This window comes from Citrobacter sp. S55_ASV_140 (assembly GCF_018919505.1).
In the GTDB taxonomy this organism is placed as follows: Bacteria; Pseudomonadota; Gammaproteobacteria; order Enterobacterales; family Enterobacteriaceae; genus Citrobacter; species Citrobacter werkmanii.
The window spans coordinates 1-15,174 of record NZ_JAHLQZ010000096.1 but is presented as its reverse complement, the minus strand read 5'-3'; the positions used below and the strand labels follow the sequence as shown (position 1 = coordinate 15,174).

At 52.0% G+C, this 15,174-nt stretch carries 15 protein-coding genes and 3 pseudogenes; 9 read left to right on the top strand and 9 right to left on the bottom strand.

What is annotated here, in order from left to right:
* The 3 genes from KQJ18_RS14775 to KQJ18_RS14765 all read left to right on the top strand — a co-directional run.
* Positions 1-903: alpha/beta hydrolase (locus KQJ18_RS14775; protein ID WP_253297490.1), on the top strand; the 903-nt coding region annotated here is incomplete at its 5' end.
* Positions 904-967: 64 nt separating this feature from the next.
* Complete coding sequence (locus KQJ18_RS14770) at positions 968-1,210, top strand: type II toxin-antitoxin system ParD family antitoxin (protein ID WP_069324888.1); 243 nt, start codon at positions 968-970, stop codon at positions 1,208-1,210.
* Positions 1,203-1,490 (top strand): type II toxin-antitoxin system RelE/ParE family toxin, encoded by a 288-nt coding sequence (locus KQJ18_RS14765; protein ID WP_087856645.1) that lies wholly within the window; start codon positions 1,203-1,205, stop codon positions 1,488-1,490. The genes KQJ18_RS14770 and KQJ18_RS14765 overlap by 8 nt, the downstream gene beginning before the upstream one ends.
* A gap of 5 nt (positions 1,491-1,495) precedes the next feature.
* Here KQJ18_RS14765 and fabY read toward each other — a convergent pair whose 3' ends face one another.
* The 5 genes and pseudogenes from fabY to KQJ18_RS24675 all read right to left on the bottom strand — a co-directional run.
* The gene (gene fabY / locus KQJ18_RS14760) at positions 1,496-2,437 is read right to left on the bottom strand and encodes a fatty acid biosynthesis protein FabY (protein ID WP_032940213.1); all 942 of its coding nucleotides are present in this window, start codon (positions 2,435-2,437) and stop codon (positions 1,496-1,498) included.
* A gap of 44 nt (positions 2,438-2,481) precedes the next feature.
* Positions 2,482-2,919: a D-aminoacyl-tRNA deacylase gene (dtd, locus tag KQJ18_RS14755; protein ID WP_003825289.1), complete on the bottom strand. Its 438-nt coding sequence runs from the start codon at positions 2,917-2,919 to the stop codon at positions 2,482-2,484.
* Complete coding sequence (locus KQJ18_RS14750; protein ID WP_085049708.1) at positions 2,916-3,788, bottom strand: virulence factor BrkB family protein; 873 nt, start codon at positions 3,786-3,788, stop codon at positions 2,916-2,918. Before KQJ18_RS14750 ends, dtd begins: the two co-directional genes overlap by 4 nt.
* On the bottom strand, positions 3,782-4,381 hold the full coding sequence (gene yihX, locus KQJ18_RS14745; RefSeq protein ID WP_137347101.1) for a glucose-1-phosphatase: 600 nt from the start codon (positions 4,379-4,381) through the stop codon (positions 3,782-3,784). Before yihX ends, KQJ18_RS14750 begins: the two co-directional genes overlap by 7 nt.
* Before the next feature lie 105 nt (positions 4,382-4,486).
* Positions 4,487-4,570 (bottom strand): annotated as a pseudogene (locus KQJ18_RS24675) (hypothetical protein); the annotation flags it as partial.
* Positions 4,571-4,726: 156 nt separating this feature from the next.
* Between KQJ18_RS24675 and KQJ18_RS14740 the strand changes: the two are divergent.
* Positions 4,727-4,936 (top strand): annotated as a pseudogene (locus KQJ18_RS14740) (IS3 family transposase); the annotation flags it as partial.
* A 122-nt stretch (positions 4,937-5,058) separates the two neighbouring features.
* Here KQJ18_RS14740 and typA read toward each other — a convergent pair.
* On the bottom strand, positions 5,059-6,882 hold the full coding sequence (gene typA, locus KQJ18_RS14735) for a ribosome-dependent GTPase TypA (protein WP_003028641.1): 1,824 nt from the start codon (positions 6,880-6,882) through the stop codon (positions 5,059-5,061).
* Between the two features lie 380 nt (positions 6,883-7,262).
* On the opposite strand from typA, the gene glnA reads away from it, so the two are divergent.
* The 4 genes from glnA to KQJ18_RS14715 all read left to right on the top strand — a co-directional run bounded on the left by glnA (position 7,263) and on the right by KQJ18_RS14715 (position 11,665).
* A complete protein-coding gene (gene glnA, locus KQJ18_RS14730) occupies positions 7,263-8,672 on the top strand; it encodes a glutamate--ammonia ligase (RefSeq protein WP_038635848.1) in 1,410 nt (469 codons plus the stop codon).
* 299 nt (positions 8,673-8,971) lie between these two features.
* Positions 8,972-10,021, top strand: coding sequence for a nitrogen regulation protein NR(II) (glnL, locus tag KQJ18_RS14725; RefSeq protein WP_038635845.1), 1,050 nt, complete (start codon positions 8,972-8,974; stop codon positions 10,019-10,021).
* Positions 10,022-10,032: 11 nt separating this feature from the next.
* The gene (gene glnG, locus KQJ18_RS14720) at positions 10,033-11,442 is read left to right on the top strand and encodes a nitrogen regulation protein NR(I) (RefSeq protein ID WP_150344462.1); all 1,410 of its coding nucleotides are present in this window, start codon (positions 10,033-10,035) and stop codon (positions 11,440-11,442) included.
* Between the two features lie 112 nt (positions 11,443-11,554).
* Complete coding sequence (locus tag KQJ18_RS14715) at positions 11,555-11,665, top strand: YshB family small membrane protein (protein WP_003028631.1); 111 nt, start codon at positions 11,555-11,557, stop codon at positions 11,663-11,665.
* A gap of 88 nt (positions 11,666-11,753) precedes the next feature.
* Here the strand turns inward: KQJ18_RS14715 and hemN are convergent, their stop codons facing one another.
* From hemN to KQJ18_RS14700, 3 genes and pseudogenes are all read right to left on the bottom strand, one after another.
* Positions 11,754-13,127, bottom strand: coding sequence for an oxygen-independent coproporphyrinogen III oxidase (hemN, locus tag KQJ18_RS14710; RefSeq protein ID WP_216422192.1), 1,374 nt, complete (start codon positions 13,125-13,127; stop codon positions 11,754-11,756).
* Between the two features lie 188 nt (positions 13,128-13,315).
* Positions 13,316-13,828, bottom strand: a complete 513-nt coding sequence (yihI, locus tag KQJ18_RS14705; protein WP_038635839.1) for a Der GTPase-activating protein YihI — start codon at positions 13,826-13,828, stop codon at positions 13,316-13,318.
* A gap of 103 nt (positions 13,829-13,931) precedes the next feature.
* A pseudogene (locus tag KQJ18_RS14700) lies at positions 13,932-14,180 on the bottom strand (hypothetical protein).
* Between the two features lie 209 nt (positions 14,181-14,389).
* Here KQJ18_RS14700 and yihA point away from each other — a divergent pair.
* A complete protein-coding gene (gene yihA / locus KQJ18_RS14695; RefSeq protein ID WP_216422190.1) occupies positions 14,390-15,022 on the top strand; it encodes a ribosome biogenesis GTP-binding protein YihA/YsxC in 633 nt (210 codons plus the stop codon).
* Positions 15,023-15,174: the final 152 nt, after the last annotated feature.

Genomic DNA, 15,174 nt, shown 5'->3' with positions numbered 1-15,174 from the left:
CTGGAAAGCGGGATTGCGCAGTTAGTGGAGGAATTTATCGCGGTGGGGCGCCCCTCTTCTCGCGAGCAGAATATTGATGACCGGAGAGCAGGCTACATCGCCAGTACGATGCTGGCAGGGGAAACAGAAACCCGCGTCCAGGTTGAAGATATTGAACTTGATGCCATGACGTTTCGCGTGGTTTCGCCACGGGACACCATGGGAAAGCTACCCTGTGTTATCTATTATCACGGCGGCTGCTTTGTCAGCGGTGGTTTTGCTACTCACGATAACCAGCTAAGGCAGTTAGCTTTTTACAGCGGCTGTCGCGTAATTGCGGTGCAGTACCGCCTTGCGCCAGAGCACACCTTCCCGGCAGCACATAACGATGCCGAAGCCGGAGCCAATACTATCTGGAAATATGCCCATAAACTGGGGATAGACCGCGCGAACATTACGCTTGCCGGTGACAGCGCGGGCGGGCATCTGGCGCTGGTCACCGCGCTACGCCTGAAAGCCGCCCGTCAATGGCAACCTGCACAGCTGATGCTGATCTATCCCATGCTGGACGCCACCGCCAGATTTGAGAGCTACGCCCGTAACGGGCAGGATTACATTATCACGCGTGACACGCTGCTTTCAGGCTACGAGATGTATATGCCGCGAACCGATCCACTGCATCCTGAAGCCAGTCCGCTCTGGCGTGAAGACTTCACCGGTCTGCCACCCACGCACATCATTACTGCCGAATTCGACCCACTGCGCGATGAAGGCGAGGCCCTGTATCAACGGTTCCTGGAACAGGGAGTGGAATGCACTTGCCAGCGCTATCTCGGTGTCATTCATGGCTTTTTCCAGCTCGCAGGTGTGAGCCAGGCGGCACGAAGCGCCATGCGAGATGTGGCCTGGCGGCTTGGTCAGTAAGTTTGTTCATATTTTCGTCCACGGGTGCTATCTTGTGTGAATAGATAACACAGAGGACAAACCTATGCCCAGAACTACCAGCATTACAATTGGCGAGCATCTCGATCGTTTTGTTAACGAAATGATTGAAAGTGGGCGCTATGGTTCCACCAGCGAAGTTGTCCGTTCGGCATTACGTTTACTGGAGGAACAAGAATTGCGAAATAGCGCATTACGCGACGCGCTGGAGGATGGGATACACAGCGGCACAAGCGACCTGACTCTACAGGAGGTCGCGCAAAGGAAAAAGCGCAGTCTGAATGTATAAACTCTCTAATCAGGCAGTCGAAGACTTTGAATCTATCTATGAATACACCTGGATAAAATTCGGTTATCAACAGGCAGATAAATACACTACTGAGATGGAACAGCTTTTTTTACTGTTAGAGAAAAACGCTTTGATGGAGCGCAACCGTTCTGAGATTAAGGAAGGTACCCGTCAATACAATCATCGACAACATGCGATTTTTTATCAAAATGCGGATTATGGCATTCTCATAATCCGCATTTTACATCAGCAAATGAATCCAATATTACATTTTAGCTAGAGGAGCTACTCTTCCTCATTCCCGCCCTCTTCATACGCGCCAAACGGTTTCGCGGGTAGCACAATATACGTGCCTTCAAACACGACGCCTGGCGAGTCATCGCCAAATACCTCGACCTGCATCTTCACACGCGCCTTACGCCCTCTCGCCAGACGGTCGAGATCGCCACTCAGCGAGCCCAGGTCGGCGATGGCGGTAGGCTTCCCGGTGATCGGCCTGCTGTAGCGGATATGTGCATCAGCAAGGATAATGGTTCCCCCCAGATGACGTTCACGCAGCATCAGCCAGATCAGCCCCCACCCCGTTAACGTGGCCAGAGAAAACAGGCTCCCGGCAAACAGAGTATGGTGCGGATTCTGATTCCCCGTCTCGGGCATCGTCGTAATAAATTTCTGCCCGGTATACTGTTGAATACGCACGCCCATTTTCTCACTCAAGGGAATATGTTCGTACCAGGCTTGCTGTAACTGTCCGCACCAGTCGCCGCGATGGAGAATATCGTCCAGTGTAGCGATGGGCTTAATCATCAAAAAGTGGCGCACCGGCGTGGTTTGCGGTGTGGTGATCTCTCCCTGGCTCACAAACCCCAGTTTGGCGAAAAATTCGACCGCATCTTCACGGGCGCTACAGGTTACGCGCTTTACCCCTTCCTGACGCGCTACAGATTCCAGGGTCATCGCCATCAGCGTACCCAGTCCTTTCTCCTGCACGGAAGGGTCAACGGCCATAAAGCGTATAGAGGCTTCGTTATCCGCATTGATATACAGACGTCCTACCGCGACCAGATTCCCCTCTTCGTCCACCACCATCTGGTGATGCGCCATTGCGTCCCAGGCATCCCGTTCGGAGCCTTTTGGCTGGTGCAACGGTTTACGCAGCATCTCCCAGCGAAACTGGTAGTAACGCTCCAACTCTTCTTCTGTTTGCGGTACTCGAAGGTGATACATAGCTGTACTCTCTCTTGTTGCCCGCGGCCACACCGGTAGCTGGTTCATACTTGTAACCAGAACGTCACGGGGCCATCATTAACCAGCGAAACCTGCATATCCGCAGCGAATCGACCGGTTTGCGTATTCATTTCCTGTTGGCGGCAACGCTCAACAAAGTACTCATACAGCGCTTCTGCCCGATCGGGCGCGGCGCCTTTTGAAAAGCCCGGGCGCATACCGCGCTCAGTATCTGCCGCCAACGTAAATTGCGAGACCACCAGCACACTGCCGCCTGACTGCTGCACATTCAGGTTCATTTTGCCTTCGGCATCGCTAAAGATTCGATAACCGAGTACGCGTTCGCACAGGCGGTTCGCTTTTTGTTCGTCATCATCCCTTTCGACACCTAACAGGACCAAAAGTCCTGGGCCAATTTCACCCGTCACCTCGCCCTCCACGGTGACGCTGGCACGGGTTACGCGCTGAATTAATGCAATCATGGTTGCTCTGCTTCTTCTTGTTCTGCGGCTTGTTTAAGTTTGCGGTATTCCCCGAGAGTGACAGTTATTTCCGCGCCTAGCAAGACGATACACCACGTCCAGTACACCCAGACAAATAAAATGGGGATCACCGCAAGGACACCGTAAATGAGCTGATAAGACGGGAACATCGTGATATAGAGCGCAAATCCTTTCTTTCCGGCCTCGAACAATACGGCGGCTACAAAGGCGCCAATAACCGCATCCCGGTTAGCGACGCGCGTGGTCGGCACGATGCTATAAAGCAGCCAGAATGAAAGCCAGGAAAGCACCAGCGGGAAAATACGCAGAATGTTATCAATCACCGTGTTGAGATCGCTGGCCCAGCGCAATGACAACAGATAAGAGCTGATCGCCAGGCTGGCCCCCGCCAGTAGAGGTCCCAGCGTTAAAATCATCCAGTAAACGGCAAAAGAGTAAACTTTGGGCCGAGTACGCTTACTACGCCAGATAGTATTCAGCGCGTTATCAATGGAATACATCAGTAATAACGCCGTCACAATCAGCCCACATGCCCCGACGGCGGTCATTTTGTTCGAGTTGGCGACAAACTGTTCGATATAACGTTGGATGACGTCTCCCGTCGCCGGGATAAAGTTCGCAAAAATAAAATGGCGTAACTGAATACTGACGTCGGAAAACATCGGAAATGCGGCGAAAAGCGCAAAAACGACGGCAATAAGCGGTACTAATGAAAGCAATGAAACGTAGGCAAGATTTCCTGCCAACGTCGTCATATTGTCCTCATCAATGCGCTGCCATAGCAGCTTCAGCCAGGCTCGTACGGGCCGCGTATGATGCCTGGCTTGTTGCTGAACATTTTTTAGCATAACAACTTCGCGAAATAGTCTGGAATGGTCGCTTTATCGATGACCTGGATACTGGTAATACCTAACCGGTTAGCCCCTTCAATATTATCGGTGTTATCGTCAAAAAAGACCGCATCATGCGCAGAAAAACCTTCAGCCTGCAGGACATGCTGGTAAATCCGCGCTTCCGGTTTACGCATGCCCAGATCCTGGGAAAGATAAATATGGTCAGCAGCCTGACGGATCTCGGGGTATTCATCCGGCCAAAACGTTGTGTGCAGACGGTTGGTATTCGACAAGACGACTACCCGATGCCCCTGCTCACGCAGTTTGTGCATGATATCGATAACCTCTGGGCGCAAGGCGACAAAAACCGCCTGCCAGCCGTGGGAAAATTGCTCGTAGCTTAGCGGCAGCGCCATCTCGTGGCATAGTGCCTCAGCAAACGCTTCATCGGTTATTTCACCTCGCTCATGCTGGTGAAAAGCCTCGCCCATACTGAAACTTTGCTTTAGCGAAGCTAGCGGTACACGGCTCAGATCGCTCCATGTGCCTAACACGCGATTGAAGTCGATATCGACAATCACATTACCCAAATCAAAGATATAGAGCATGCCCTTCTCCTTATTCGCCGTGGATGAATAACTGTAGCGGGAAAGAAGAAGTTTGACTATGCGCGAATGATGGCTGCGAATTTATCGAGCCATCATTGGAGAGAATTACCCGACCTGAGCATCATCCTGTGACGGACTCACCTGCACAATTTCCACCTGCTGAGACTGGAGTAAATTATGCAATGCGGGCGTAATATTCCACCTGGCACCATAACTTCAAAACGTGATCACGTTCACCCTAAGAAAGCAGGGGCTGCTGGTGAACCATAAAACAGTACAGCGGCTGACGGCAGAGCTGTCGCCCCGTTATCTGATAAGGATAAAAAAATATCGTTCATGGAAGGGTATCAGGCACAGCTAAAGGCGCAGAGCATGACGCAAAGTATGTCACGTAAAGGTAACTGTCTGGACAATGCAGTGATGGAAAACTTCTTCGGTACGCTGAAGTCGGAGTGTTTTTATCTGAATCAGTTCAGTAGTCTCACAGAACTGAGGAAAGCGATAGAAGACTATATCCAGTACTACAATAACGAACGGATAAACCTGAAATTATAAGGCCTGAGTCCGGTGGAATACCGAACCCAGCCTCTGTAAGCCGCTTAACATCAACTGTCCTGCTTTATGAGGTCAGTCCATTCTCAGCGGCTTTTTTATGCTTACCTGAGAAAGAGCGTTAATTACTCTTCTTTCGCGCCACGCATTGCACGGCGACGATCGTTTTCAGTCAGGTGACGCTTACGGATACGGATAGAGGTTGGAGTCACTTCTACCAGTTCGTCGTCATCGATGAATTCCAGAGCCTGCTCCAGAGTCATCTTAACCGGCGGAACCAGAACCGTTGCTTCGTCAGTACCGGACGCACGCATGTTGGTCAGTTTCTTACCGGTCAGGCAGTTTACGGTCAGGTCGTTAGAGCGGCTGTGAATACCGATGATCTGGCCTTCGTAAACTTCAGCACCGTGACCCAGGAACAGCTTACCGCGGTCCTGCAGGCTGAACAGTGCGAACGCAACTGCTTTACCCTGGCCGTTGGAGATCAGTACGCCGTTCTGACGCTGACCCACATCACCCGCACGAACGTCGTCGTAGTGGCTGAAGGTGGAATACAGCAGACCGGTACCGGAGGTCATGGTCATGAATTCTGAACGGAAGCCGATCAGACCACGGCTTGGGATTACGTAGTCAAGACGTACGCGGCCTTTGCCATCTGGATTCATGTTTTTCAGATCGCCTTTACGCTCACCCAGAGCCTGCATCACAGAACCCTGATGCTGCTCTTCAACGTCCAGCGTTACGTTTTCGAACGGCTCTTGTTTACGGCCATCGATTTCGCGGAAGATAACTTTCGGACGGGAAACCGCCATTTCGAAACCTTCACGACGCATGTTTTCGATCAGAACAGACAGGTGCAGCTCACCACGACCGGAAACACGGAACGCATCCGCATCTTCGGTTTCTTCAACGCGCAGCGCAACGTTGTGCACCAGCTCTTTGTTCAGGCGGTCAAGGATCTGACGAGAGGTAACATATTTACCTTCTTTACCACAGAACGGAGAGGTGTTTACGCAGAAGAACATGGTTACGGTCGGTTCATCAACGGACAGAGCCGGCAGCGCTTCGACATTCTGCGGGTCGCAGATGGTGTCGGAGATGTTCAGTTCGCCCAGACCGGTGATCGCGATGATATCGCCTGCTTCGGCAATATCACTCTCGATACGTTCCAGACCCAGGTGGGTCAGAACTTTACCGACTTTACCGTTGCGGGTTTTGCCTTCGCTATCAATGATAGTGATCTGCTGGTTCGGTTTAACTTTACCGCGTTTGATGCGGCCGATACCGATAACGCCAACGTAGTTGTTGTAGTCCAGCTGAGAGATCTGCATTTGCAGCGGGCCGTCAAGGTCTACGTTCGGAGCCGGTACGCGATCAACGATGGTCTGATACAGCGGAGTCATGTCTTCCGCCATATCTTCGTGATCCAGACCTGCGATACCGTTCAGCGCGGAAGCGTAAACGATCGGGAAGTCCAGTTGTTCGTCGGTAGCGTCGAGGTTAACGAACAGGTCGAATACCTGATCAACAACCCAGTCAGGGCGCGCGCCAGGACGGTCAACTTTGTTGATAACAACAATTGGCTTCAGGCCATGGGCAAAGGCTTTTTTGGTCACGAAGCGCGTCTGCGGCATCGGACCATCCATTGCATCCACCACCAGCAGCACGGAGTCGACCATGGACATTACACGTTCAACTTCACCACCGAAGTCGGCGTGCCCCGGGGTGTCAACGATGTTGATACGGTAGTCATTCCATTTGATAGCGGTGTTTTTAGCGAGGATGGTAATCCCACGCTCTTTCTCCAAATCGTTGGAGTCCATCACGCGCTCTTGGGTTTCAGCACGTGCATCGAACGTACCGGATTGTTGGAGCAGCTTGTCTACCAGGGTCGTTTTACCATGGTCTACGTGCGCGATGATGGCGATGTTACGCAAATTTTCGATCACAACTTTGCCTCAGGCATTTTAGAAATAGCGCGTTATTGTACACGGATTAATCGCAGTACAAAACAGGATCACAAACATCCTCCGCAAACAAGTATTGCAGAGTTTCTTTGTGATCACATTCACGGAGCGTTAAAAGGGGTAATCTGAGGTGTGTTGCACCAATATGGTGCTTAATGTTCACATTAAAGCACTATAATGGTGCAATACATCCTTCATGGTGCAGCCCCTTTGCACGATAGTGCGCATGATAACGCCTTTTAGGGGCAATTTAAAAGTTGGCACAGATTTCGCTTTATCTTTTTTACGGCGACACGGCCAATTTTTTGCAGAATTGAAGACTTCGTTACCACGACGACCATGACCAATCCGGGAGAGTAAGTATGTCCGCTGAACACGTTTTGACGATGCTGAACGAACACGAAGTGAAGTTTGTTGATTTGCGCTTCACTGATACTAAAGGTAAAGAACAGCACGTCACTATTCCTGCTCATCAGGTAAATGCCGAATTCTTTGAAGAAGGCAAAATGTTTGACGGCTCCTCAATCGGTGGCTGGAAAGGCATTAACGAATCAGACATGGTTCTGATGCCAGATGCGTCTACTGCACTCATTGACCCGTTCTATGAAGAGTCCACCCTGATCATCCGTTGTGATATCCTGGAACCCGGTACGCTGCAGGGCTACGACCGCGATCCGCGCTCCATCGCTAAACGCGCTGAAGAGTACCTGCGTTCTACCGGCATCGCAGACACCGTTCTGTTCGGGCCAGAGCCAGAGTTCTTCCTGTTTGACGACATCCGTTTCGGCGCGTCCATTTCCGGTTCCCACGTGGCTATCGATGATATCGAGGGCGCATGGAACTCCTCCACCAAATACGAAGGTGGTAACAAAGGTCACCGTCCGGGCGTGAAAGGCGGTTACTTCCCGGTTCCTCCGGTAGATTCTTCTCAGGACATCCGTTCTACCATGTGTCTGATCATGGAAGAAATGGGCCTGGTCGTTGAAGCGCATCACCACGAAGTAGCAACTGCTGGTCAGAACGAAATCGCGACCCGCTTCAACACCATGACCAAAAAAGCGGACGAAATTCAGATCTACAAATATGTGGTTCACAACGTCGCTCACCGTTTCGGTAAAACCGCGACCTTTATGCCAAAACCAATGTTTGGCGATAACGGTTCCGGCATGCACTGCCACATGTCCCTGTCCAAGAACGGCGTAAACCTGTTCTCCGGTGACAAATATGCGGGTCTGTCTGAGCAGGCGCTGTACTACATCGGCGGCGTTATCAAACACGCTAAAGCGATCAACGCCCTGGCGAACCCGACCACCAACTCCTACAAGCGTCTGGTCCCGGGTTACGAAGCGCCGGTAATGCTGGCTTACTCTGCCCGTAACCGTTCTGCTTCTATCCGTATTCCGGTAGTGGCTTCTCCGAAAGCGCGTCGTATCGAAGTGCGCTTCCCGGACCCGGCTGCTAACCCGTACCTGTGCTTCGCCGCGCTGCTGATGGCGGGTCTTGACGGTATTAAGAACAAGATCCACCCGGGTGAAGCGATGGACAAAAACCTGTACGACCTGCCTCCTGAAGAAGCGAAGGAGATCCCACAGGTTGCAGGTTCTCTGGAAGAAGCACTGAAAGAACTGGATCTGGACCGCGAGTTCCTGACTGCAGGCGGCGTGTTCACCAATGAAGCGATCGATGCGTACATTGCGCTGCGTCGTGAAGAAGATGACCGTGTGCGCATGACGCCGCACCCGGTAGAGTTTGAGCTGTACTACAGCGTTTAATTTAACTTTTACACTCTCACATAAAAACGTGCAGAGGGTGTAATAACCAATGGATTTCTTGCTACAGCAAGGCGGCAATTGAGTGAATCCCCGGGAGCTTACATAAGTAAGTGACTGGGGTGAGCAAAAGCAGCCAACACAGCTGTAGGGAGAAAGACGAAGGTTTTAGTTGCCGTGGAACTTTTAGCCCATCTCTGGATGGGCTTTTTTCTCCACTAACAACCTGCTTTCTCGCGCTTTTTATCCATAAAAAGCTATAATGCACTAAAATGGTGCAACACTTTTCAGGAGACTGCTGAATGGCAACCGGCACGCTGCCCGATGCTGGGCAGATCCTCAATTCTTTAATCAATAGCATCTTACTCGTCGACGATGAGCTGTCGATACATTACGCCAACCCGGCGGCGCAACAACTGCTCGCCCAAAGCTCCCGCAAACTGTTTGGTACACCGCTGCCCGATCTGTTGAGTTATTTCTCGTTAAACATCGGACTGATGCGTGAGAGCCTGGAAGCTGGTCAGGGCTTTACGGATAACGAAGTGACGCTGGTGATAGACAGCCACTCGCATATCCTCTCTGTGACCGCCCAGAGGCTGCCTGATGGCCTTATCTTGCTGGAGATGGCGCCAATGGATAACCAGCGCCGTCTGAGTCAGGAACAGCTCCAGCATGCCCAGCAAATTGCCGCCCGCGATCTGGTACGCGGTCTGGCGCATGAAATTAAAAACCCGTTGGGCGGTTTACGCGGCGCGGCGCAGCTTCTCAGTAAAGCACTCCCGGACCCGGCGCTGACCGAATATACCAAAGTTATTATTGAGCAGGCCGACCGCCTGCGTAATCTGGTCGACCGTCTGTTAGGACCGCAACAACCGGGCATGCATATCACGGAAAGTATTCACAAAGTGGCGGAGCGTGTGGTGGCGCTTGTTTCGATGGAAGTGCCAGAAAACGTTACGCTAATTCGTGATTACGATCCGAGCCTGCCTGAGTTATTGCACGACCCGGACCAGATAGAACAGGTTCTGCTGAATATCGTGCGCAATGCCCTGCAAGCGTTAGGGCCGGAAGGCGGCGAGATCGTACTGCGTACCCGCACTGCGTTTCAGCTCACGCTGCACGGCGTGCGTTACCGTCTGGCGGCGCGGATCGATGTTGAGGATAACGGCCCGGGTATTCCCCCTCATTTGCAGGACACGCTGTTCTACCCAATGGTCAGCGGTCGCGAGGGCGGTACCGGCCTTGGGTTATCCATCGCCCGTAATTTAATTGATCAGCATTCCGGCAAAATTGAGTTTACCAGTTGGCCGGGTCATACCGAGTTCTCGGTTTACCTGCCTATCAGGAAATAAAGGTGACGTTTATGCAACGAGGAATAGTCTGGGTCGTTGATGACGATAGTTCCATCCGTTGGGTGCTAGAACGTGCGCTCGCAGGAGCTGGTCTGAGCTGTACCGCATTTGAAAGCGGTAAAGAGGTACTGGATGCACTGGCCAGCAAAACACCGGACGTACTGTTGTCAGACATTCGCATGCCGGGTATGGATGGTCTGACCCTGTTAAAACAGATCAAACAGCGTCATCCGATGCTTCCGGTCATCATAATGACGGCGCATTCCGATCTGGATGCCGCCGTCAGCGCCTACCAGCAAGGGGCGTTTGATTATCTGCCCAAACCTTTTGATATTGACGAAGCTGTGGCGCTGGTCGAACGCGCCATCAGTCATTATCAGGAACAGCAGCAGCCGCGTAATGTACAAATCCACGGTCCAACGACCGACATCATTGGCGAAGCGCCGGCGATGCAGGATGTTTTTCGCATTATTGGCCGGCTTTCACGTTCTTCAATCAGCGTATTGATTAATGGAGAGTCCGGGACCGGTAAAGAGCTGGTCGCTCATGCCCTACACCGCCACAGCCCACGCGTCAAAGCGCCGTTTATCGCGCTGAACATGGCGGCCATCCCGAAAGATTTGATCGAGTCTGAACTGTTCGGTCATGAGAAAGGGGCGTTTACCGGGGCAAATACCATTCGTCAGGGGCGTTTTGAGCAGGCTGACGGTGGTACGCTGTTCCTCGACGAAATCGGCGATATGCCGCTGGACGTGCAAACGCGTTTACTGCGCGTATTAGCCGATGGACAGTTCTACCGTGTGGGTGGTTATGCGCCGGTGAAGGTGGATGTACGCATCATCGCCGCCACGCATCAGAATCTGGAACTGCGCGTACAGGAAGGCAAATTCCGTGAGGATTTATTCCACCGTCTGAACGTCATACGCGTTCATTTGCCCCCGCTGCGTGAACGTCGGGAAGACATCCCTCGCCTGGCACGTCATTTCCTGCAGGAAGCGGCCCGCGAGCTGGGGGTGGAAGCCAAGCAATTACATCCCGAAACCGAGGCAGCGCTTACGCGTCTGGCCTGGCCAGGCAACGTACGCCAGCTTGAAAACACCTGCCGCTGGTTAACCGTCATGGCTGCCGGACAGGAAGTATTGATTCAGGACTTGCCGACCGAGCTTTTTGAAACCAGCGTGCCAGACGCGCCGTCCCCTATGCAGCCGGACAGTTGGGCAACGCTGTTAGCGCAGTGGGCAGACCGGGCATTACGTTCCGGTCATCAAAACTTGCTTTCTGAAGCTCAACCAGAGATGGAGCGCACGCTGTTGACCACCGCGCTGCGTCATACCCAGGGGCATAAACAGGAAGCAGCGCGTTTGCTCGGCTGGGGCCGTAATACCTTGACGCGTAAGTTAAAAGAACTCGGAATGGAGTGACGATCGGTCGCTGTGTAAAGATTGATAATTGAGCGCAAATTGCTGCTATTTTGCGCTTTACTGTTCCGATGAGTTAAGTATGATCGTGCCCGGCTAACGGGGGGAAGTCATCATGCTGGAATCAATGATTAATCTGCTGTCGAGCGGTGCGGTCGAAAGCCATACGCCACAAACTGCGGTTGCCGCAGTGCTGTGCGCGGCGCTGGTTGGACTGTTCAGCTGACAATGTGCCGGATGGCGCTGCGCTTACCGGGCCTACAGGTTGTCGCAACGTGTAGGCCCGGTAAGCGCAGCGCCATCGGGCAACCCGGCTAAATGACGCGTGAGAACTGCTGCATCCGCGCTTTCTGGCGCAGATAGGCATCAAAGCACATGCAAATATTCCGAATCAGCAGGCGGCCCTTAGGCGTAACCTGAATCCCATTCTCATTCACATCCACCAGCCCATCCTTCGCCAGCGGCGCCAGCAGTTTCAGGTCTTCGGCAAAATAGTCAGCAAAATTCAGATCCCATTGCTGTTCCACGGCGGCATAGTCGAGGCGGAAGTTGCAGATCAGCAGCTTAATCACATCCCGACGAATACAGTCATCGCGGGTCAGCGCAATTCCACGCCATAACGCGTTCCCCTGCTCGTCTACCTGCTGATAATAGCGCTTCAGCTCTTTTTGGTTCTGCGCGTAGTTGTCGCCAATCATACTGATGGCCGATACGCCCATCCCCAAAAGATCGGTATCCCCCTGGGTGGTATACCCCTGGAAATTACGATGCAGCACACCTTTGCGTTGAGCAATCGCCAGTTCGTCATCCGGGCGAGCAAAGTGATCCATGCCAATGAACTGATAACCGGTTTCGGTCAGTGACGAGATGGTCTCCTGCAGGATATCCAGCTTCTGTTGCGCGCTGGGCAGGTCGGCATCTTTGATTTTGCGCTGAGCAGCAAACAGCGTTGGCAAATGCGCGTAGTTAAAAACGCTCAATCGGTCTGGATTTAGCTCAGCCACACGTTTCAAGGTAAAGGCAAAGCTCTCCGGCGTCTGTTTTGGCAGGCCATAAATCAGATCGATGTTCGTCGAGGTAAAGCCAATCTCCCGCGCATGATTCAGCAGCGCAAAGATAAATTCTTCATCCTGCTCACGGTTAACCAGACGCTGAACTTCTTTATTGAAATCCTGTACGCCCATGCTCAGGCGATTAAAACCTTCAGCACGTAAGTGATCGAGTACATCCAGCTCAATTTCACGCGGATCAACTTCGATCGAGATTTCCGCGTCCGCATTAAAGTTGAAGTTGCCACGCAGCAACGACATCAAACGGCTGATTTGCGCTTTATTCAGGTACGTTGGCGTGCCGCCGCCCCAGTGCAGTTGGCTGACATGGCGTCCGGCAAACAGCGGTGCGCGATGAATGATCTCTTGTTCTAACACATCGAGGTATTGATCGGCTTTATGCTGCTGACGCGTCACAACCTTGTTGCAGCCGCAGAAGTAACACAGTTTATGGCAGAACGGGATGTGAACGTACAACGAGAGTGGACGCTCAGGGTAACGCGCCACAGCGTTTAAAAACGCCTCGGCGCCGTAGTCTTCAGAAAACTCCAGCGCGGTTGGGTACGAGGTATATCGTGGCCCGGAATAGTTATATTTCTGGATCAGGGCCAGGTCCCAGTCTATTAGCTGCTCTGACATGCTCACTCCTTCCGATGGCGTCTCTGGCGGGTACGGCGTACCGGCTTAACCCCTGTGCGAGTAATAAGCCGGTTGCGCAGCCACTTCTGTCGCCGCGACAACCGCTGTAGTTTAACGAATAACCACACCAGATAACATATAACCGGAAGGGTTATAAGCAGGACGGGAAGACCCACGGTGTAAAACCGTTAGTTGCCGCCTTTCAGCAGACGCATCATGTCTTCCTGTTTTTCTTCTTCTTCCTCGTCTTCCTCATCATCGTAAGAGAGACCCAGCTTTTGCATCAGCTCATCAATGCGATCCAGCTTGGCATCAACCCAGGTCTGATCCTCCGCACTTAGGGTTTCTCCTGCTTCAAGACGTTCCAACAGCGCATCCAGGCGCTCATCCGTTTCCAGTAAATCCAACTCAGCCTGTGGTGAAAGCATAGGTTTCTCACTCTTCGGTTTGTGCTGTTTGGTGACTTTTTCGGTCACGCCCAATGGAATGGGGGTTTTACTGCCAATACGAGGATCTTGTTGCTTATTTTGCTTTCCGCCACCAGATGCGCCATCGCTTCCGGACGCACGGCTACCCGCCGCATGGCCACGGTGTTTTTTCTGGCGCTTACGGTCGCGAGCTTCCTGGTTAATTTCTTCGCGTGTTTTACGACGCGCTTTTGCAGGACCTTTACCGCGTGGTGTAGAAGTTGGTTTCATCATGATTCGTCTTTGGCTGTTTTTATTCAGTATATATTTGCGCCGGAATCTAGCAGAAATAAAGAAAAAAGGCGACAGAGTAATCTGTCGCCTTTTTTCCTGACTCTCAACCCTTACGGGCTCTACTATCCCTGTTGGCTATCAACACACCCTGTTTTTCCCTTAGCCTGAAACATTCCGTGTTGTTTCCATTTCCTTTTACTAACGTCTCCGGACGTTTGTCTTCCTGACAATCCTGTGTCTTCGCCTCCTGGCGCTCCTGACCCTCATCCTGAGTCGTCTATCCTGTCAGCTTCCTCGCTATGGGCACTACTTTACCGTTTTGGCTTAAACGTACAAGTAACCAAGGTAACAATTTCGGATTTTAAGAATACTGCCTAACCATAACCATATGATTTATTTAGGCTATGTCATTTTTTACCCTGTCATCTCGTATAGATACTATCGGCAATGTCTCACAAAGTGAGTGGTTTTTACTTACACTGGCTACGCGTCGAAAAACCAGCCTTTTGCTGGTGTTCAGGTATAATCGCTGCAAAGCCTTGATTGATGGAGAGGACCGCTTTGACTAACTTGAATTATCAACAGACGCATTTTGTGATGAGTGCGCCTGATATTCGCCACTTACCTTCCGATACCGGAATCGAAGTGGCTTTTGCTGGCCGTTCCAACGCAGGCAAATCCAGTGCGCTAAATACCCTGACTAATCAAAAGAGTCTGGCGCGTACATCTAAAACACCGGGCCGTACTCAGCTCATCAACCTGTTTGAAGTCGTTGACGGCAAACGTCTGGTTGATCTGCCGGGGTACGGTTACGCCGAAGTGCCGGAAGAGATGAAGCGCAAATGGCAGCGCGCACTGGCGGAATATCTGGAAAAACGTCAGAGCCTGCAAGGCCTGGTCGTGTTAATGGATATTCGTCACCCGCTTAAAGATCTGGACCAGCAGATGATCCTATGGGCGGTAGAGAGCAACGTTCAGGTTCTGGTGCTGCTGACCAAAGCAGACAAGCTGGCCAGCGGCGCGCGCAAAGCTCAACTGAATATGGTACGTGAAGCCGTGCTGGCATTTAATGGCGATGTGCAGGTAGAAGCCTTTTCATCACTGAAAAAAATGGGCGTAGACAAACTGCGTCAGAAGCTGGATAGCTGGTTTAGTGAACTGGCACCGGTTGAAGAGGTTCAGGACGGGGAATAATCTCCCGCTATGCCGGATGGCGTCGCTGCGCGTCTTATCCGGCCTACGGCGTGAGCGAAACTTTTCTTGCGCACAATAAAAAACGCCCCAGTCATTACTGACTGGGGCGGCTAAAATATTCAGCCAAATCCGATTACGTGAAGTAAAAGGTC

Coding starts and splice junctions, on each gene's coding strand:
- KQJ18_RS14770 (WP_069324888.1), top strand. CDS start 968: ATGCCCAGAACTACCAGCATTACAATTGGCGAGCATCTCGATCGTTTT.
- KQJ18_RS14765 (WP_087856645.1), top strand. CDS start 1,203: ATGTATAAACTCTCTAATCAGGCAGTCGAAGACTTTGAATCTATCTAT.
- fabY (WP_032940213.1), bottom strand. CDS start 2,437: ATGTATCACCTTCGAGTACCGCAAACAGAAGAAGAGTTGGAGCGTTAC.
- dtd (WP_003825289.1), bottom strand. CDS start 2,919: ATGATTGCATTAATTCAGCGCGTAACCCGTGCCAGCGTCACCGTGGAG.
- KQJ18_RS14750 (WP_085049708.1), bottom strand. CDS start 3,788: ATGCTAAAAAATGTTCAGCAACAAGCCAGGCATCATACGCGGCCCGTA.
- yihX (WP_137347101.1), bottom strand. CDS start 4,381: ATGCTCTATATCTTTGATTTGGGTAATGTGATTGTCGATATCGACTTC.
- glnA (WP_038635848.1), top strand. CDS start 7,263: ATGTCCGCTGAACACGTTTTGACGATGCTGAACGAACACGAAGTGAAG.
- glnL (WP_038635845.1), top strand. CDS start 8,972: ATGGCAACCGGCACGCTGCCCGATGCTGGGCAGATCCTCAATTCTTTA.
- glnG (WP_150344462.1), top strand. CDS start 10,033: ATGCAACGAGGAATAGTCTGGGTCGTTGATGACGATAGTTCCATCCGT.
- KQJ18_RS14715 (WP_003028631.1), top strand. CDS start 11,555: ATGCTGGAATCAATGATTAATCTGCTGTCGAGCGGTGCGGTCGAAAGC.
- hemN (WP_216422192.1), bottom strand. CDS start 13,127: ATGTCAGAGCAGCTAATAGACTGGGACCTGGCCCTGATCCAGAAATAT.
- yihI (WP_038635839.1), bottom strand. CDS start 13,828: ATGATGAAACCAACTTCTACACCACGCGGTAAAGGTCCTGCAAAAGCG.